Here is a 15,603-nt window from a genome sequence, read left to right as displayed (position 1 = left end):
CCCCCGGACCCGGGAGAGGCGGCGGGCCGCCGCGGTGTCTACAGGGTGCCCGGGCGCACCAGCCCGCTCTCGTAGGCGTACACCGCCGCCTGCACCCGGTCGCGCAGCTGCAGCTTGGTCAGCACATGGCCGACGTGGGTCTTCACGGTCGTCTCGCTGACGAACAGCTCGGCCGCGATCTCCGCGTTCGACAGCCCGCGCGCCACCAGCTTCAGCACCTCCAACTCCCGCTCGGTCAACGCGCTCAGCGCCTGCGGTGGCGCCTCGTCGCCCGAGGGCAGCTTGGTGGCGTACATGTCCAGCAGTCGGCGGGTGATGCTCGGCGCCAGCATCGCCGCGCCGTCCGCGACCACCCGGATCGCCTGCACCAGCTCCTCCGCCGGGACGTCCTTCAGCAGGAAGCCACTGGCGCCCGCGCGCAGCGCCTCCACCACGTACTCGTCCAGGTCGAAGGTGGTCAGCACCAGCACCTTGGCCGGGCCGTCCCGCCCCGGACCGGCGATCCGGCGGGTCGCCTCGACGCCGTCCATCCGCGGCATCCGGATGTCCATCAGCACCACGTCGGGCTGCAACGCCCGGACCTGGTCCAGCGCCTGCTGACCGTCGCCGGCCTCCCCGACCACCACCAGGTCGGACTCGGCCTCCAGGATCATCCGGAAACCGGTGCGCAGCAGCGGCTGGTCGTCGACCAGCAGCACTCGGATCGTCACTAGGACTCCTTGCTCATCGGATCCCCCGTGGGATCGCTCTCATCCGATGTACGCGCCAGCGGCAGCGGGTACGGCGGCGGGGTGCCGCCGAACTCCGGGCAGCGGGCCTGGTGGTCGCACCAGTCGCAGAGGCGGTTGCGGGTGGCCGGGAAGTCCCCGGTGGCCACCGCGTGGCTGATCCGCTCCCACAGCGCCTGCAGCTTGCGCTCCACCGCGAGCAGGTCGGCCTGGTCCGGGTCGTAGCTGACCACGTCCCCGCCGCCGCCGAGGTAGACCAGCTGGAGGCGCTTGGGGATCACACCCTTCCAGCGCCACACCACCAGCGCGTAGAACTTCATCTGGAACATCGCCTTGCCCTCGAAGTCCCGCGAGGGCGCCCGGCCGGTCTTGTAGTCCACCAGCCGGACCTCACCGGTCGGGGCGACGTCCACCCGGTCGATGTAGCCGCGCAGCAGCAGCCCCGACTCCAGGGCCGTCTCCACGTAGAGCTCGCGCTCCACCGGGTGCAGCCGGGTCGGGTCCTCCAGCCGGAACCACTGGCCGACCAGCTTCTCGGCGTCCGCCAGCCAGCGGGTGAGCGCCGCGCCGTCCGGATCGTCCGGGAACAGCGAGCCCAGCTCCGGGCGCTCGCCCAGCAGCCGCTCCCACTGCGGGCGCAGCAGGCCCAGCGCCCGCTCCGGCGTCCGCTCGGTCGCCGGGCTGTCGAACAGCCGCTCCAGCACCGCGTGCACCAGCGTGCCCCTGGTCGCCGCCGCGCTCGGCGGCTCGGGCAGCCGGTCGATCACCCGCAGCCGGTACAGCAGTGGACAGGTGAGGAAGTCCCCCGCACGCGACGGGGACAGCCCGGTCGGGGGCGCCGCCGGGCGCACCGGCGCTTCGGCGGCACTGCTGGTGTCGGTCTGCTGCATGGCTACGACCCTATTGCCCTTTGCTGTCATCCCGCTGCCACCGTGCTGCCAGACCGTCGGTCCGGGGTCGATCCGGGACCGGTCCAGTGGGTATGAAGGCTGACAGAGGGGCGCGCGGCACCGGAAGGCCGCGATCACGTAGCGTGGGCGCACCGGGGGCACGACGGTGGGACGACCGAAGGGAACACGGTGAGCGACACCAGGGGGCAGCAGACCTCCGACCAGTCACCGCAGGACGGTGACCGCCCGGGCGGGCGGGCACCGGAGCGCGGCGGCGGCCTCCTGATGGGGCGCCCCTTCGGCGTGCCCGTCTACGTCACCCCCTCCTGGTTCGTCATCGCCGCCCTGATCACCTGGGTGTTCGGCGGACAGCTCGGCGACGTCCTGCCCGAGCTCGGCAGCGGCGTCCGCTACCTGCTGGCCTTCTTCTTCGCGGTCGCCTTCTACGCCTCCGTGCTGGTGCACGAGCTGGCCCACACCCTGGTCGCGCTGCGCTACGGACTCGGGGTGCGGCGGATCCAGCTGCAGTTCTTCGGCGGCGTCTCCGAGATCGAGAACGAGGCCGAGACCCCCTGGCGCGAGTTCTGGCTGGCCTTCGTCGGCCCGCTGCTCTCACTGGTCCTCGGCGGGGTCTTCTACCTCGCGCTGCGCGCCGTCGAGCTGTCCACCGTGCCCGGGGTGCTGCTCACCGGCCTGATGATCTCCAACCTGGTCGTCGCCGCCTTCAACCTGCTGCCCGGTCTGCCGCTGGACGGCGGCCGGATGCTGCGCGCCGTGGTCTGGGCGATCAGCGGGAAGGCGATGACCGGCACCGTGGCCGCCGCCTGGGTCGGCCGGGTGCTGGCGATCGCCGTGCTGATCGGCCTGCCGCTGGTCAGCGCCTCCCGCGGGGCCGAGCGCACCACCACCGACACCCTGGTGGACGCGGTGCTGGCCGCCGTGCTGGCCGCGATCATCTGGAACGGCGCCACCGGCAGCCTGCGCAACGCCCGGCTCAAGGAGGTGCTGCCCGAGCTGCGGCTGCGCGACTTCGCCCGCCGGGCCGTCGAGGTGACTGCCGACACCCCGCTCGGCGAGGCGATGCGCCGTGCCCGCGAGGCCCAGGCCGGCGCGGTGGTCGTGGTGGACGGCCGGGGCGAGCCGATCGCCATCGTCCGCGAGTCCGCGGTACGGGCCGTGCCCGAGCACCGCCGCCCCTGGGTGGCCGTCGGCCCGCTCGCCCGTGACCTCGAACCCGGGCTGCGACTCGACGCCGACCTGCGCGGCGAGGCCCTGCTGCGGGCCATCCAGGCCACCCCCGCGGGGGAGTACCTGGTGGTCGAGCCGGACGGCCGGGTGTACGGCGTCGCCGCGCTCACCGACATCGAGCAGCGCCTGACCGCAGCCGTCACCGGCCGCTGACCCGTACGCTGCCCGGGGCCCGGTAAGGCAGGACGGCGCGCTTCCCTTAGGATTGTCCGCATGTCCGAACCGACCGGTGCCGCCCGCCGACGCGGGCCCTTCCAGGTCGGGGACCAGGTCCAGCTGACCGACCCCAAGGGTCGCCACTACACGTTCACGCTCCAGGCCGGGAACCAGTTCCACACCCACAAGGGTGCGTTCCCCCACGACGAGCTGATCGGCGCCTCCGAGGGCACGGTCGTGCGCACCACGGGGAACGTCCCGTACCTCGCGCTGCGCCCCCTGCTCCCCGACTACGTCCTGTCCATGCCGCGCGGCGCCGCCGTGATCTACCCCAAGGACGCGGGGCAGATCCTGGCGATGGCCGACATCTTCGCCGGCGCCCGCGTCGTCGAGGCCGGCGTCGGCTCCGGCGCGCTCAGCATGTACCTGCTGCGTGCCGTCGGCGAGCAGGGCATGTTGGCCTCCTACGAGCGCCGCCAGGACTTCGCGGACATCGCCCAGGGCAATGTCGAGCGCTACTTCGGCGGCCCGCACCCGGCGTGGAAGCTCACCGTCGGCGACCTCCAGGACAACCTGGTCGAGACCGACGTCGACCGCATCATCCTGGACATGCTGGCCCCCTGGGAGTGCCTGGACGTCGCCTCCAAGGCGCTCGTCCCCGGCGGCCTCATCTGCTGCTACGTGGCCACCACCACGCAGATGTCCCGGACCGTCGAGGCGCTGCGCGAGCACGGCACCTTCACCGAGCCGCAGGCCTGGGAGACCATGGTCCGCACCTGGCACCTGGAGGGCCTGGCCGTCCGCCCGGACCACCGGATGATCGGCCACACCGGCTTCCTGCTCACCGCCCGCCGCCTGGCGGACGGCGTCGAGCCGCCGCTGCGCCGCCGCCGCCCGGCCAAGGGCGCCTACGGCGAGGACTACGACAGCGGGGCGCCCGAGCCGACCCTGCAGGAGCGCGCCGCGGCCCGCAAGGCCGCCCGTGACGCCGAGTCCGAGCAACCCGACCTGGGCTGACACCCGACAACACGCAAGGGGTGGTGCGGGCGTGAAGCCCGCACCACCCCTTTCCGTTGTGGTCGGCTCGCCTCCGGTCGCTCCTGACCCGGCACCGGCGCGCACTTCGGCTCCCCGGCCGGGAGTCCATGGGCACCGTGTGGGACGATGCTCGCGCACGCAGACCAGCTCCTGGAACTCTGGAGGGGACGCCTGGTGGAGACCGCGGTCGGGACGACGGCGACGGCTGGACAGCAGACACCGAAGGGCGGCACCCGGCCCGGGCACGCGCGCACCGCCCCCTGGCACTGGGCCCTCGCCCTGGCCGGCTGCGGCGCGGTGGTGGCCGCGGCCCTCGCCGCCTCCACGGCGACCGGCACCCCGGTGCCCGTGCGCGGCGGCGCCCCCGAGGCCCTCGCCGCGAGCGCCGCCCCCGACCCGACCAAGGCCCAACTGCCGATGGACTGCGGCCCGTTCCCGATCAAGACGGTGCTCAGCGTGCCCGCCGAGCTCGGTGACGGACGGCCGGGCACGGTCGTCGCCGCGCAGTGTGCCGCCGACACCGGCACCCCGCCGGACTCCGTCTACCTGCTCGGCTTCGGCGCCGACGAGCGCCCGACGGTGGTCGCCACCCTGCTGACCGAGCGCGAGAACCTCACGCTGAGCCGGCTCGCGGTGCGCTCCGACGGCACCATCACCGGCCACGCGCAGGGGTATTCGAGCGAGGACGTGCCGCGCTTCCGGCCCGACATCTCACTCGACCTCACCTGGACGCGCAAGGGCGGCGGCTGGGAACGCACCCAGTCCGCCGCCCCGGTCAGCCGGGCCTGAGGCCCGGCCTCAGGCCCGTCCGACAATTCCCGCCGGGCGCGAATCGTCGGACACGGCCCGGCGACTCACTCCGCGTCCGGGCCGTACACCTCGACCCGGTCGGCGACCCGGCGCACGTGGATGCAGTCGCCGGGGCATTCCTTCGCCGAGTCCACCACGTCCTGAAGGAGCGTCAGCGGCACCGGGGCGGTCTCCCCGGGCTGCTGGCGCAACTCGTCGTCCGGGCCCTTCACGTACGCCAGTCCGTCGATGTCCAGCTCGAAGACCTCGGGCGCGTACTGGGCGCAGATGCCGTCGCCGGTGCACAGATCCTGGTCGATCCACACCTCCAGCTCCTCGGTCGTCGCCGTCTGCTCGGTCACCGACATGGTTCCCTGCCGTTTCTGTCCCGGGTCGCCCCTATTCCTGGAGCAATCCCGCCATTCGTACAACGATCGGACCCAGCACTGCGGTCGCGATCGGATATCACTTCGCTCGACGATACATCTGGCCTGCTTTGAGAGGTGCGCGGTGGGTATCCCCTTAGCAGAGGGGAAGCACGCTGGGGCGAAGATCGGACACGCCCGTTCCATCTTTCTTGATCTAGGGGTTTACGGACCCCTGGTCCCAGGTAGGGTCTGGAAGCGTCCAGCTCCCCGGAGGAGGTGAGGACCGTGGCAACCCACGATGACGACTACAACCGCAGCACCGGCAGGCCCGCTCGTGGTTCCGAGGAGGCCGCTCAGGTCTCGTACCTTGAGCAGGAAATCGCCGTGCTGCGCCGCAAGCTCGCCGACTCGCCGCGCAATTCGAGAATCCTCGAAGAGCGGATCGTCGAGCTCCAGACCAACCTGGCCGGCGTGACCGCCCAGAACGAACGGCTCGCCTCCACCCTGCGCGAGGCCCGCGACCAGATCGTGGCCCTCAAGGAGGAAGTGGACCGGCTGGCACAGCCCCCGGCCGGCTTCGGCACCTTCCTCGAAGCGAACGAGGACGGCACCGCCGACATCTTCACCGGCGGGCGCAAGCTCCGCGTCAACGTCAGCCCGAACGTCGCCCTGGACGAGCTGCGGCGCGGCCAGGAAGTGATGCTCAACGAGGCCCTCAACATCGTGGACGCGATGGCCTTCGAGCGCATCGGCGAGATCGTCACCCTCAAGGAGGTCCTCGAGGACGGCGAGCGGGCCCTGGTCCTCGGCCACACCGACGAGGAGCGCGTGGTGCGCCTCGCGGAACCGCTGCGGGGGGCCACCGTCCGGGCGGGGGACGCCCTGCTGCTGGAGCCCCGCTCCGGCTACGTGTACGAGGTCGTGCCGAAGGCCGAGGTCGAGGAGCTGGTCCTCGAGGAGGTCCCGGACATCGACTACCGCCAGATCGGCGGCCTGAGCAACCAGATCGAGCTGATCCGCGACGCGGTCGAGCTGCCCTACCTGCACGCCGACCTCTTCAAGGAGTACGAGCTGCGCCCGCCCAAGGGCGTGCTGCTCTACGGCCCGCCCGGCTGCGGCAAGACGCTGATCGCCAAGGCGGTCGCCAACTCGCTGGCCAAGAAGGTCGCCGAGGTCACCGGCCGCCCCCAGGGGAAGAGCTACTTCCTCAACATCAAGGGCCCCGAGCTGCTCAACAAGTACGTGGGCGAGACCGAGCGGCAGATCCGCCTGGTCTTCCAGCGGGCCCGGGAGAAGGCGGGCGAGGGCACGCCCGTCATCGTCTTCTTCGACGAGATGGAGTCGCTGTTCCGCACCCGCGGTTCGGGCGTCAGCTCGGACGTGGAGAACACCATCGTCCCGCAGCTGCTCGCCGAGATCGACGGCGTGGAGGGCCTGGAGAACGTCATCGTCATCGGCGCCTCGAACCGCGAGGACATGATCGACCCGGCGATCCTGCGGCCCGGCCGCCTGGACGTCAAGATCAAGATCGAGCGCCCGGACGCCGAGGCGGCGAAGGACATCTTCTCCAAGTACCTCAAGGACTCGCTGCCGTTCCACCCGGACGACCTCAAGGAGCACGACGGCTCCGTCGAGGCCACGGTGGCGGCGATGATCCAGTCGGTCGTGGAGCGGATGTACTCCGAGACCGAGGAGAACCGCTTCCTGGAGGTCACCTACGCCAACGGTGACAAGGAGGTCCTGTACTTCAAGGACTTCAACTCCGGCGCGATGATCCAGAACATCGTCGACCGCGCGAAGAAGATGGCCATCAAGGACTTCCTCGACCACGGTCAGCGCGGTCTGCGCGTCTCCCACCTGCTCGCCGCCTGCGTGGACGAGTTCAAGGAGAACGAGGACCTGCCCAACACCACCAACCCGGACGACTGGGCCCGCATCTCCGGCAAGAAGGGCGAGCGGATCGTCTTCATCCGCACGCTGGTCACCGGCAAGCAGGGCGCCGAGTCCGGCCGCTCCATCGACACTGTCGCCAACACGGGGCAGTACCTGTAAGCACGCGGTTACCCGGGCCGGCTGCGGTCCCCGGAGCTGTACGCACACCGTCCGGCTGTGGCGCCTCGCGGCCCCGCAGCCGGACGGCGCGTCTCGGGGCCCGCCGGTCGGCGCCGGGTTCTAGGCTCGACCCACCGTCCGCGGGCAGCTCGCCGGCGTCGGTGTTGTTCAGCGGTACGTCAGCGTGTTCCGTCCGTCGGGGGCGGCGCACCGGGCAAGGAGGGCCGCATGACCGTACGGCGCGTGATGGGCATCGAGACCGAGTACGGGATCTCCGTGCCCGGGCACCCCAACGCCAACGCCATGCTCACCTCGTCCCAGATCGTCAACGCCTACGCGGCGGCGATGCACCGGGCACGGCGGGCCCGCTGGGACTTCGAGGAGGAGAACCCGCTGCGCGACGCGCGGGGCTTCGACCTCGCGCGCGAGGTGGCGGACGCCAGCCAGCTGACCGACGAGGACATCGGCCTCGCCAACGTCATCCTCACCAACGGGGCCCGGTTCTACGTGGACCACGCGCACCCCGAGTACAGCTCGCCCGAGGTGACCAACCCGCGCGACGCCGTGCTGTGGGACAAGGCCGGCGAGCGGATCATGGCGGCCGCCGCGCAGCGCGCGCTGGAGCTACCCAACGGGCAGACCATCCACCTGTACAAGAACAACACCGACAACAAGGGCGCCTCCTACGGCACCCACGAGAACTACCTGATGAAGCGGGCGACGCCGTTCGCCGACATCGTCCGCCACCTCACCCCGTTCTTCGTCTCCCGCCAGGTGGTCGCCGGCGCCGGCCGGGTCGGCATCGGCCAGGACGGCTCGGCGAACGGCTTCCAGATCAGCCAGCGGGCGGACTACTTCGAGGTCGAGGTCGGCCTGGAGACCACCCTCAAGCGGCCGATCATCAACACCCGGGACGAGCCGCACGCCGACGCCGAGAAGTACCGCCGGCTGCACGTGATCATCGGGGACGCCAACCTCTCCGAGATCTCCACCTACCTCAAGCTGGGCACCACCTCGCTGGTCCTGTCGATGATCGAGGACTCCTTCATCGCCTCCGACCTCGCCGTCGACCAGCCGGTGCGCACCCTGCACCGGGTCTCCCACGACCCGACGCTCAAGCACCTGATCACCCTGCGCAACGGGCGCAAGCTCACCGCCGTCCAGCTCCAGCTCGAGTACTTCGAACTGGCCCGCAAGTACGTCGAGGACCGCTTCGGGACCGACGCCGACGAGCAGACCGTGGACGTGCTGACGCGCTGGGAGGACGTCCTCGGACGGCTGGAGCGCGACCCGATGTCGCTCTCCCGGCAACTGGACTGGATCGCCAAGCGGGAGATCCTGGAGGGCTACCGCAGCCGGGACGCCCTGGAGTGGGACAATCCGCGGCTGCACCTGGTCGACCTCCAGTACAGCGACGTACGGCCCGAGAAGGGCCTCTACAACCGTCTGGTGGCCCGTGGCCGGTTCGAGCGGCTGGTGTCCGAGGAGGAGGTCGAGCGGGCCGTCTCCAAGCCCCCGGAGGACACCAGGGCGTACTTCCGCGGACGCTGCCTCGAGCAGTACGCGGACCACGTCGCGGCGGCCTCCTGGGACTCGGTGATCTTCGACCTGCCGGGCCGGGACTCGCTGCAGCGGGTGCCCACGCTGGAGCCGCTGCGCGGGACCCGGAACCACGTCAAGGAGCTGCTGGACCGCTGCCGCACGGCGGAGGACCTGCTCCGCGTCCTGGCCGGCGGGTAACTTTTCGATCACCATGGGTGAACGTCCGCCGAATGGGAATCATCCGGGGTGGCAGCGGGTGTTGGACAGGAAGCGTCACCGGCGAACCGGGAGCGGCAGTCGCACCTTGTGTATAGGGTCGGTGCCAACCGGCAACGACCGACCAGCCAAACCGTGCCAGACGATTCGAGCGGGGTGAGGGAAATGGCGAGCAAGGACACCGGCGGCGGCCAGCAGCGGGCAAACCGCTCCTCCGAGGAGGTAGAGGAGCAGGTCGCGGAAACCCAGAATTCCGACGACCTCAAGGAGCGCCAGGAAAAGCTGAGCGACGACGTCGACGCGGTGCTGGACGAAATCGACGAGGTCTTGGAGTCGAACGCGGAAGATTTCGTGAGGGGCTTTGTCCAAAAGGGTGGGCAATAGCCCGTCCCCGGTATTCGGGAATTCACGGTCGCGACAGTCCTGGGCGGTCGGGCGGCGTCGGCCGCCCGGCCGCCCGGCACCGGCCCCTCCAGGCGTGGACAGTGATCGTCGGCGGGTAGGGTGCGGGCATTGCGCGCTTCAAGCTACCTGGAAGGAATCGTGTGGAAGCCAACACTCGTGGCACCGGGCGTCTACCGGCTGCCTTCCTGACCCCGGGGTCATCCTCGTTCCTCGACTTCCTCGCCGAGCACAAGCCGGAGCTGCTCCCCGGCCGGGCCGGGCTCCCCGAGGGTGCCGTGGTGGAGGCGCCGCACGGGACCACGATCGTGGCCGCGGTCTTCGACGGCGGTGTGGTGATCGCCGGTGACCGCCGGGCGACCATGGGCAACGTCATCGCCCAGCGCGACATCGAGAAGGTGTTCCCGGCCGACGAGTACAGCGCGGTCGGCATCGCCGGCACCGCCGGCCTCGCGGTCGAGATGGTCCGGCTGTTCCAGTTGGAGCTGGAGCACTACGAGAAGATCGAGGGAACCACGCTCTCCCTGGAGGGCAAGGCCAACCGGCTCACCACCATGATCCGGGGCAACCTGGGCATGGCGATGCAGGGCCTCGCGGTCGTGCCGCTGTTCGCGGGCTACGACCTGGACCGCGGCCGCGGCCGGATCTTCAACTACGACGTCACCGGCGGGCGTTCCGAGGAACGCGGCTTCGCCGCCACCGGTTCGGGCTCGGTCTTCGCCCGCGGCTCGATGAAGAAGCTCTACCGCGACGACCTGACGGCCGACCAGGCCGTCACCCTGGTCGTCCAGGCGCTCTACGACGCGGCGGACGACGACTCCGCCACCGGCGGCCCGGACCTGGCGCGGAAGATCTTCCCGATCGTCTCTCTCATCACCGAGGACGGCTTCCGCCGGCTCACCGAGGCGGAGGTCGCACAGATCGCCGTCGCCATCACCGACGAGCGCCTGACCCGCCCCAACGGCCCGCAGGCCCCGCTGATCTAGCCATCACCTCACAGGAAAGGGACGACCGCCGGTGTCGACACCGTTCTACGTCTCGCCCCAGCAGGCCATGGCGGACCGCGCGGAGTACGCCCGCAAGGGCATCGCGCGCGGCCGCAGCGTGGTCGTGCTCACCTACGCCGACGGCATCGTCTTCGTCGCGGAGAACACCTCCAGAGCCCTCCACAAGGTCTCCGAGATCTACGACAAGATCGCCTTCGCGGCGGTCGGTCGCTACAACGAGTTCGAGAACCTGCGCATCGGCGGCGTCCGCTACGCCGACCTGCGCGGCTACTCCTACGACCGGGCCGACGTCACCGCCCGGGGCCTCGCCAACGTGTACGCCCAGACCCTGGGCACCATCTTCTCCTCGGTCGGCGAGAAGCCGTACGAGGTCGAGCTGATCGTGGCCGAGGTCGGCCGTACCGCCGACAACGACCAGATCTACCGGCTCACCCCGGACGGCTCGGTCGTCGACGAGAAGAACTACGTCGTGGTCGGCGGCAACGCCGACTCGATCGGCAACTACCTGGGCCAGCGTCACCGCGTCGGCCTGAGCCTGACCGAGGCGGTGAAGGTGGCCGTGGACTCGCTCGCCCGCGACCCCAACGGCGGCAGCCCGCGCACCCTCACCCCGGAGCAGCTGGAGGTCGCGGTCCTCGACCGCCAGCGGTTCCAGCAGCGCAAGTTCAAGCGGATCCTGGGCAACCAGCTCGGCCGGCTGCTCGACGGGGACCAGTCCGCCGAGGCGGACGACGAGGAGAACCCGGCGGCCACCCCGCCGTCGGACGAGTAGTACGGCGGAGTCCCGTACGACGGCGCTGCCCGCCGTCGTACGGGACTCCGATCCCCCTGCGGCGGCCTGCGCGGCCCCGCGGAGGTTGAGAGAACTCCGACCAGATAGGAGTGCTCGTGACTCCTCCCCAACGGCCAGGGCCGTGGAGCTTCAAGCCAACCTGACGGCTGGCCCCGGACAAGCCCTGCCCGCCGCCTGACGGCAGGTGATCAGGCTACTACGCTGTGTCGCTCCGCGATGCCAGTTTCAGGATCCGATTCGACCGCTGGCTGAGGTCGGTGGTTTCCCTCGAAAGAAGGTGCTCATGGACCGCCGGATTTTCGGGCTGGAGAACGAGTACGGCGTGACCTGCACGTTCCGCGGGCAGCGACGGCTGTCGCCGGACGAGGTGGCGCGGTACCTGTTCCGCCGGGTCGTCTCCTGGGGCCGCAGCAGCAACGTCTTCCTGCGCAACGGCGCCCGGCTCTACCTCGACGTCGGCTCCCACCCCGAGTACGCCACCCCCGAGTGCGACGACGTGGTCGAGCTGGTGACGCACGACAAGGCGGGCGAGCGCATCCTCGAAGGACTCCTGGTGGACGCCGAGCGGCGGCTGCACGAGGAGGGCATCGCGGGGGACGTCTACCTCTTCAAGAACAACACCGACTCGGCCGGCAACTCCTACGGCTGCCACGAGAACTACCTGGTGGCCCGGCACGGCGAGTTCTCCCGGCTGGCCGACGTGCTGATCCCGTTCCTGGTGACCCGCCAGCTGATCTGCGGCGCGGGCAAGGTGCTGCAGACCCCGCGCGGCGCGGTGTACTGCGTCAGCCAGCGGGCGGAGCACATCTGGGAGGGCGTCAGCTCGGCGACCACCCGCTCCCGTCCGATCATCAACACCCGGGACGAGCCGCACGCGGACGCCGAGCGCTACCGCCGGCTGCACGTGATCGTCGGCGACTCCAACATGTCCGAGACCACCACGCTGCTCAAGGTCGGCGCCACCGACCTGGTGCTGCGGCTGATCGAGGCCGGCGTGGTGATGCGCGACCTCACCCTGGAGAACCCGATCCGGGCGATCCGCGAGGTCAGCCACGACCTCACCGGTACCCACCAGGTGCGCCTGGCCAACGGCCGCGAGGCCAGCGCGCTGGACATCCAGGAGGAGTACTACTCCAAGGCCCTGGAGTTCGCCGACCGCAAGGGGATCAACACCGGCACCATCGCCCGGGTGCTCGACCTGTGGGGCCGCACCCTGGAGGCCGTGCGCACCGAGCGGCTCGACGGGGTGGCCACCGAGATCGACTGGATCATGAAGTACAAGCTCATCGAGCGCTACCGCGAGAAGCACCAGATGAGCATGTCCAACCCGCGGGTGGCCCAGATCGACCTCGCGTACCACGACATCCACCGCCGTCGCGGCCTGTTCTACCTGCTCCAGGGCAAGGGCCAGGCGCAGCGGGTGACCACCGACCTCAAGACCTTCGAGGCCAAGTCGATCCCGCCGCAGACCACCCGGGCCCGGCTGCGCGGGGACTTCATCCGGCGGGCGCAGGAGCAGCGCCGGGACTTCACGGTGGACTGGGTGCACCTGAAGCTGAACGACCAGGCGCAGCGCACGGTGCTGTGCAAGGACCCGTTCCGTTCGGTGGACGAGCGGGTGGAGAAGCTGATCGCGGGGATGTAGCGACCGAACGTGATCAAGGCGCCATGATCGCGATGGCGCGTCCGGCCCCGGTGGTGTCTACCGGGGCCGGACGCGTGCCGGGCATACGCTGTCCGTCGAGTCACGAGAGCCGACTTCGATCGACAGTTAGGACCACCGTGCGCCGCACCGCCGGTTTGCTTCTCACCCTGCCGCTGCTGCTCGCGGTCGCCTGCAGCAGCTCGACCAAGGCGGCCGGCCCGGCGACGCCGTCCACCGCGACGGCCGCGCCGACGGTGCCCACGCCGGTCTCCGAGGCCTCGCCGATGCCCACTCTTTCGGGTGGCGGCTTCGGCAGCAAGGCCACCATCACCATCCCCGAGGGCCAGCAGCCGAGCGGTCAGTTCGTGGTGAACACGGTGGTCGAGGGCGATCGGTCGACGGTCAACAAGGGCGACTGGGTGACCGTCAACTACTCGGCGAAGGACTGGACCACCGGCAAGGACCTGCCCAGCTCGTACGACGACAACGGCAAGCCGCAGCTCTACCAGGCCGGCAGCGGGCAGTTGGTGCCGGCGTTGGACCAGAGCGTGATCGGCAAGAAGGTGGGCACCCGGCTGCTGGTGGTGGCCCCGCCGGCGGCGGCCTTCGCGGACAAGGGCTCCGGCCAGCTGGGCGTGGGCTCGGGGGACACCGTGGTGTTCGTGCTGGACATCGTCGAGAGCGTGCCGCAGGACGCCACCCTGACCGGGACCATGACCGAGCCCGCCGCGACGTCGCCGCAGGTCAAGGACAACGGCAAGGCGCCGGTGACGATCACCATCCCGGCCGGGCAGGCCGCACCCACCGACCTGCAGCAGTCGGTGCTGATCAAGGGCGAGGGCAAGCCGGTCAAGCCCGGGCAGACCCTGGTGGTGCAGTACACCGGGGTGCTGTGGAGCAACGGGCAGCAGTTCGACTCCTCTTGGACGCACGGTGGCGCGCAGGCGGTGCAGATCGGCACCGGCAGCGTGATCGAGGGCTGGGACAAGGGTCTGGTCGGGCAGAACGTGGGCAGCCGGATCCAGCTGGTGGTGCCGCCGTCGCTCGGGTACAAGGACCAGGCGCAGGGCGCGGTTCCGGCGAACTCCACGCTGGTCTTCGTGATCGACATCCTGGAAGCCGTCTAGCGGGCGCTCTAGGAAGTCACCCGCAGGATTCCGTACGCTTGGGCGGACGCTCGTACAACGAAGCGTCCGCCCTCATCCTGAGCTGTCATACTGCCCTCGCACTGTGGCAGGCGCCGCCCGGCGCCGAGGTCCGGGGCGGGCGGTGCGGCGGCAGGCCGGCGGTCAGCACGCCGGGCGCAGACCTGGAAGACCTCGTGGCGAGATGGATGGGGAGTCATGACTGAGAAGACGCCGAGCCCGGGCGGGGCCGGCACCGCGGCGAACGACAGCTCTGCGGGTGACCCGGCCGCCTCTCGTCCCGGCGGCCCGGTTGCCGGGGATCGCGAGTCGATCGTCGTTCCCCCGGCGATCCTGGCGCAGCAGGCCGGCTGGGCGCAGCCCGGCGAGAAGTCGCGCGCCACGGGTGGCACCACGACGGACGACGCCCCGCAGATCTTCGCCAGCAACGTGCGCAAGGCCGACGCCTCGGAGGCCGGGTACGACGAGAACCCGCCGAGCGTGGGCAAGCTGGGCGTGATCCTCGGCACGGTGCTGGCCGTGCTGCTGGTCGGCAGCGGCATCACGCTCTACGTGGTGAACAAGGGCGACTCCTCCAAGGACAGCGCCTCGGCCGCCAAGCCGGATGTGGCAACCGCGCCGCCCACGCCGAGCGCCGAGCCGGTGCCGCCGATCAAGGACAGTGCCAAGGTGCTGCCGACGGTCACCGGTGACTTCGGCAAGAAGGCCGACATCCAGGTGCCGGGCGACAAGTCCGACGGTTCCTTCGTGGTGAAGGTGCTGTCCGAGGGCAACGGCCCCAAGGTGGACAAGAACTCCTGGACCTCGGTGGACTACACCGCCAAGGACTGGAACACCGGCAAGGACATCCCGAGCTCGTACGACAACAACGGCAAGCCGCAGATCTTCCAGGCCGGCACCGACGCGCTGATCCCGGCGCTGGACCAGGCCGTGGTCGGGAAGAAGGCCGGCAGCCGGCTGCTGGTGGTGGCCCCGCCGGCCGCCGCCTTCGGCTCGCAGGGCAAGCCGGACATGTCGATCGGCGCCAAGGACGACCTGATCTTCGTGATCGACGTCCGCAACAGCAACGCGCCCGACGCCGTGGTGAGCGGTACCGTCACCCCGCCGCCGGCGGACTTCCCGCAGGTCAAGGACAACGGCAAGAAGCCGGCCGACATCACCCCGGTGGCGGGCGCCAAGGACCCGACCGAGCTGAAGACCCACGTCCTGATCAAGGGCACCGGGCCGGCGGTGGAGAAGGGCGAGAAGGTCGTCGTCCAGTACACCGGCGCGCTGGCCAAGGACGGCAAGATCTTCGACTCCTCGCTCAGCAAGGGCCAGGCGTTCTCCTTCCCGGTCGGCGGCGGCCAGGTCATCCAGGGCTGGGACCAGGGGCTGGTGGGCCAGACCGTCGGCAGCCGGGTCGAGCTGGTGATCCCGGCCTCGCTGGGCTACGGGGACAAGGGCCAGGGCGACATCCCGCCCGGTGCGACCCTGGTCTTCGTGGTGGACATTCTGGACGCCGGTCAGGGCTGATCCACTTTCGGGTGACAATAGAGGGCGTGTGACCTTCGGGTCCGGCCGCGTGGCCGGAGCCCTACGGGC

Annotated in this window: 14 protein-coding genes; 11 read left to right on the top strand and 3 right to left on the bottom strand. The window is 70.5% G+C overall.

Annotated features, from left to right (window positions below; all coding sequences use genetic code 11):
* Positions 1-38: 38 nt before the first annotated feature.
* Entirely contained in the window at positions 39-710 is a 672-nt protein-coding gene (locus ACFVWU_RS20800; RefSeq protein ID WP_350523854.1) for a response regulator transcription factor, read from the bottom strand.
* Complete coding sequence (locus tag ACFVWU_RS20795) at positions 710-1,618, bottom strand: RecB family exonuclease (protein WP_387622897.1); 909 nt, start codon at positions 1,616-1,618, stop codon at positions 710-712. The genes ACFVWU_RS20800 and ACFVWU_RS20795 overlap by 1 nt, the downstream gene beginning before the upstream one ends.
* Positions 1,619-1,807: 189 nt before the next feature.
* Here ACFVWU_RS20795 and ACFVWU_RS20790 point away from each other — a divergent pair, with 189 nt between their 5' ends.
* The 3 genes from ACFVWU_RS20790 (at position 1,808) to ACFVWU_RS20780 (ending at position 4,849) form a co-directional block, all read left to right on the top strand.
* Positions 1,808-3,019 (top strand): site-2 protease family protein, encoded by a 1,212-nt coding sequence (locus ACFVWU_RS20790; RefSeq protein WP_387622894.1) that lies wholly within the window; start codon positions 1,808-1,810, stop codon positions 3,017-3,019.
* A 60-nt stretch (positions 3,020-3,079) separates the two neighbouring features.
* Positions 3,080-4,039: a tRNA (adenine-N1)-methyltransferase gene (locus tag ACFVWU_RS20785; protein ID WP_387622891.1), complete on the top strand. Its 960-nt coding sequence runs from the start codon at positions 3,080-3,082 to the stop codon at positions 4,037-4,039.
* 147 nt (positions 4,040-4,186) lie between these two features.
* A complete protein-coding gene (locus ACFVWU_RS20780; RefSeq protein WP_387622888.1) occupies positions 4,187-4,849 on the top strand; it encodes a hypothetical protein in 663 nt (220 codons plus the stop codon).
* A 65-nt stretch (positions 4,850-4,914) separates the two neighbouring features.
* On the opposite strand, the gene ACFVWU_RS20775 is transcribed toward ACFVWU_RS20780, so the two are convergent.
* Positions 4,915-5,217 carry a ferredoxin gene (locus ACFVWU_RS20775; protein ID WP_387622886.1) on the bottom strand — a complete coding sequence of 101 codons (303 nt, stop codon included), beginning with the start codon at positions 5,215-5,217 and terminating at the stop codon, positions 4,915-4,917.
* A gap of 285 nt (positions 5,218-5,502) precedes the next feature.
* Here ACFVWU_RS20775 and arc point away from each other — a divergent pair, with 285 nt between their 5' ends.
* The 8 genes from arc to ACFVWU_RS20735 all read left to right on the top strand — a co-directional run bounded on the left by arc (position 5,503) and on the right by ACFVWU_RS20735 (position 15,534).
* Positions 5,503-7,269, top strand: a complete 1,767-nt coding sequence (gene arc, locus ACFVWU_RS20770) for a proteasome ATPase (protein ID WP_387622883.1) — start codon at positions 5,503-5,505, stop codon at positions 7,267-7,269.
* A 228-nt stretch (positions 7,270-7,497) separates the two neighbouring features.
* Positions 7,498-9,009 carry a depupylase/deamidase Dop gene (dop, locus tag ACFVWU_RS20765; RefSeq protein WP_387622880.1) on the top strand — a complete coding sequence of 504 codons (1,512 nt, stop codon included), beginning with the start codon at positions 7,498-7,500 and terminating at the stop codon, positions 9,007-9,009.
* Between the two features lie 183 nt (positions 9,010-9,192).
* Positions 9,193-9,411 (top strand): ubiquitin-like protein Pup, encoded by a 219-nt coding sequence (locus ACFVWU_RS20760; protein WP_030286125.1) that lies wholly within the window; start codon positions 9,193-9,195, stop codon positions 9,409-9,411.
* A gap of 161 nt (positions 9,412-9,572) precedes the next feature.
* Positions 9,573-10,415, top strand: coding sequence for a proteasome subunit beta (prcB, locus tag ACFVWU_RS20755; RefSeq protein ID WP_387622876.1), 843 nt, complete (start codon positions 9,573-9,575; stop codon positions 10,413-10,415).
* A gap of 31 nt (positions 10,416-10,446) precedes the next feature.
* On the top strand, positions 10,447-11,208 hold the full coding sequence (prcA, locus tag ACFVWU_RS20750; RefSeq protein ID WP_387622873.1) for a proteasome subunit alpha: 762 nt from the start codon (positions 10,447-10,449) through the stop codon (positions 11,206-11,208).
* Positions 11,209-11,512: 304 nt separating this feature from the next.
* On the top strand, positions 11,513-12,874 hold the full coding sequence (gene pafA, locus ACFVWU_RS20745; RefSeq protein WP_380610481.1) for a Pup--protein ligase: 1,362 nt from the start codon (positions 11,513-11,515) through the stop codon (positions 12,872-12,874).
* A gap of 137 nt (positions 12,875-13,011) precedes the next feature.
* On the top strand, positions 13,012-14,001 hold the full coding sequence (locus tag ACFVWU_RS20740; protein ID WP_387622869.1) for an FKBP-type peptidyl-prolyl cis-trans isomerase: 990 nt from the start codon (positions 13,012-13,014) through the stop codon (positions 13,999-14,001).
* A gap of 216 nt (positions 14,002-14,217) precedes the next feature.
* Complete coding sequence (locus tag ACFVWU_RS20735) at positions 14,218-15,534, top strand: FKBP-type peptidyl-prolyl cis-trans isomerase (protein ID WP_387622866.1); 1,317 nt, start codon at positions 14,218-14,220, stop codon at positions 15,532-15,534.
* The last annotated feature ends 69 nt before the right edge of the window (positions 15,535-15,603 follow it).

The organism is Kitasatospora sp. NPDC058190, from assembly GCF_042883685.1.
Classification (GTDB): Bacteria; Actinomycetota; Actinomycetes; order Streptomycetales; family Streptomycetaceae; genus Kitasatospora.
Note: the sequence above shows the minus strand (reverse complement) of the source record. Positions and strands in the feature narration are given on the sequence as shown.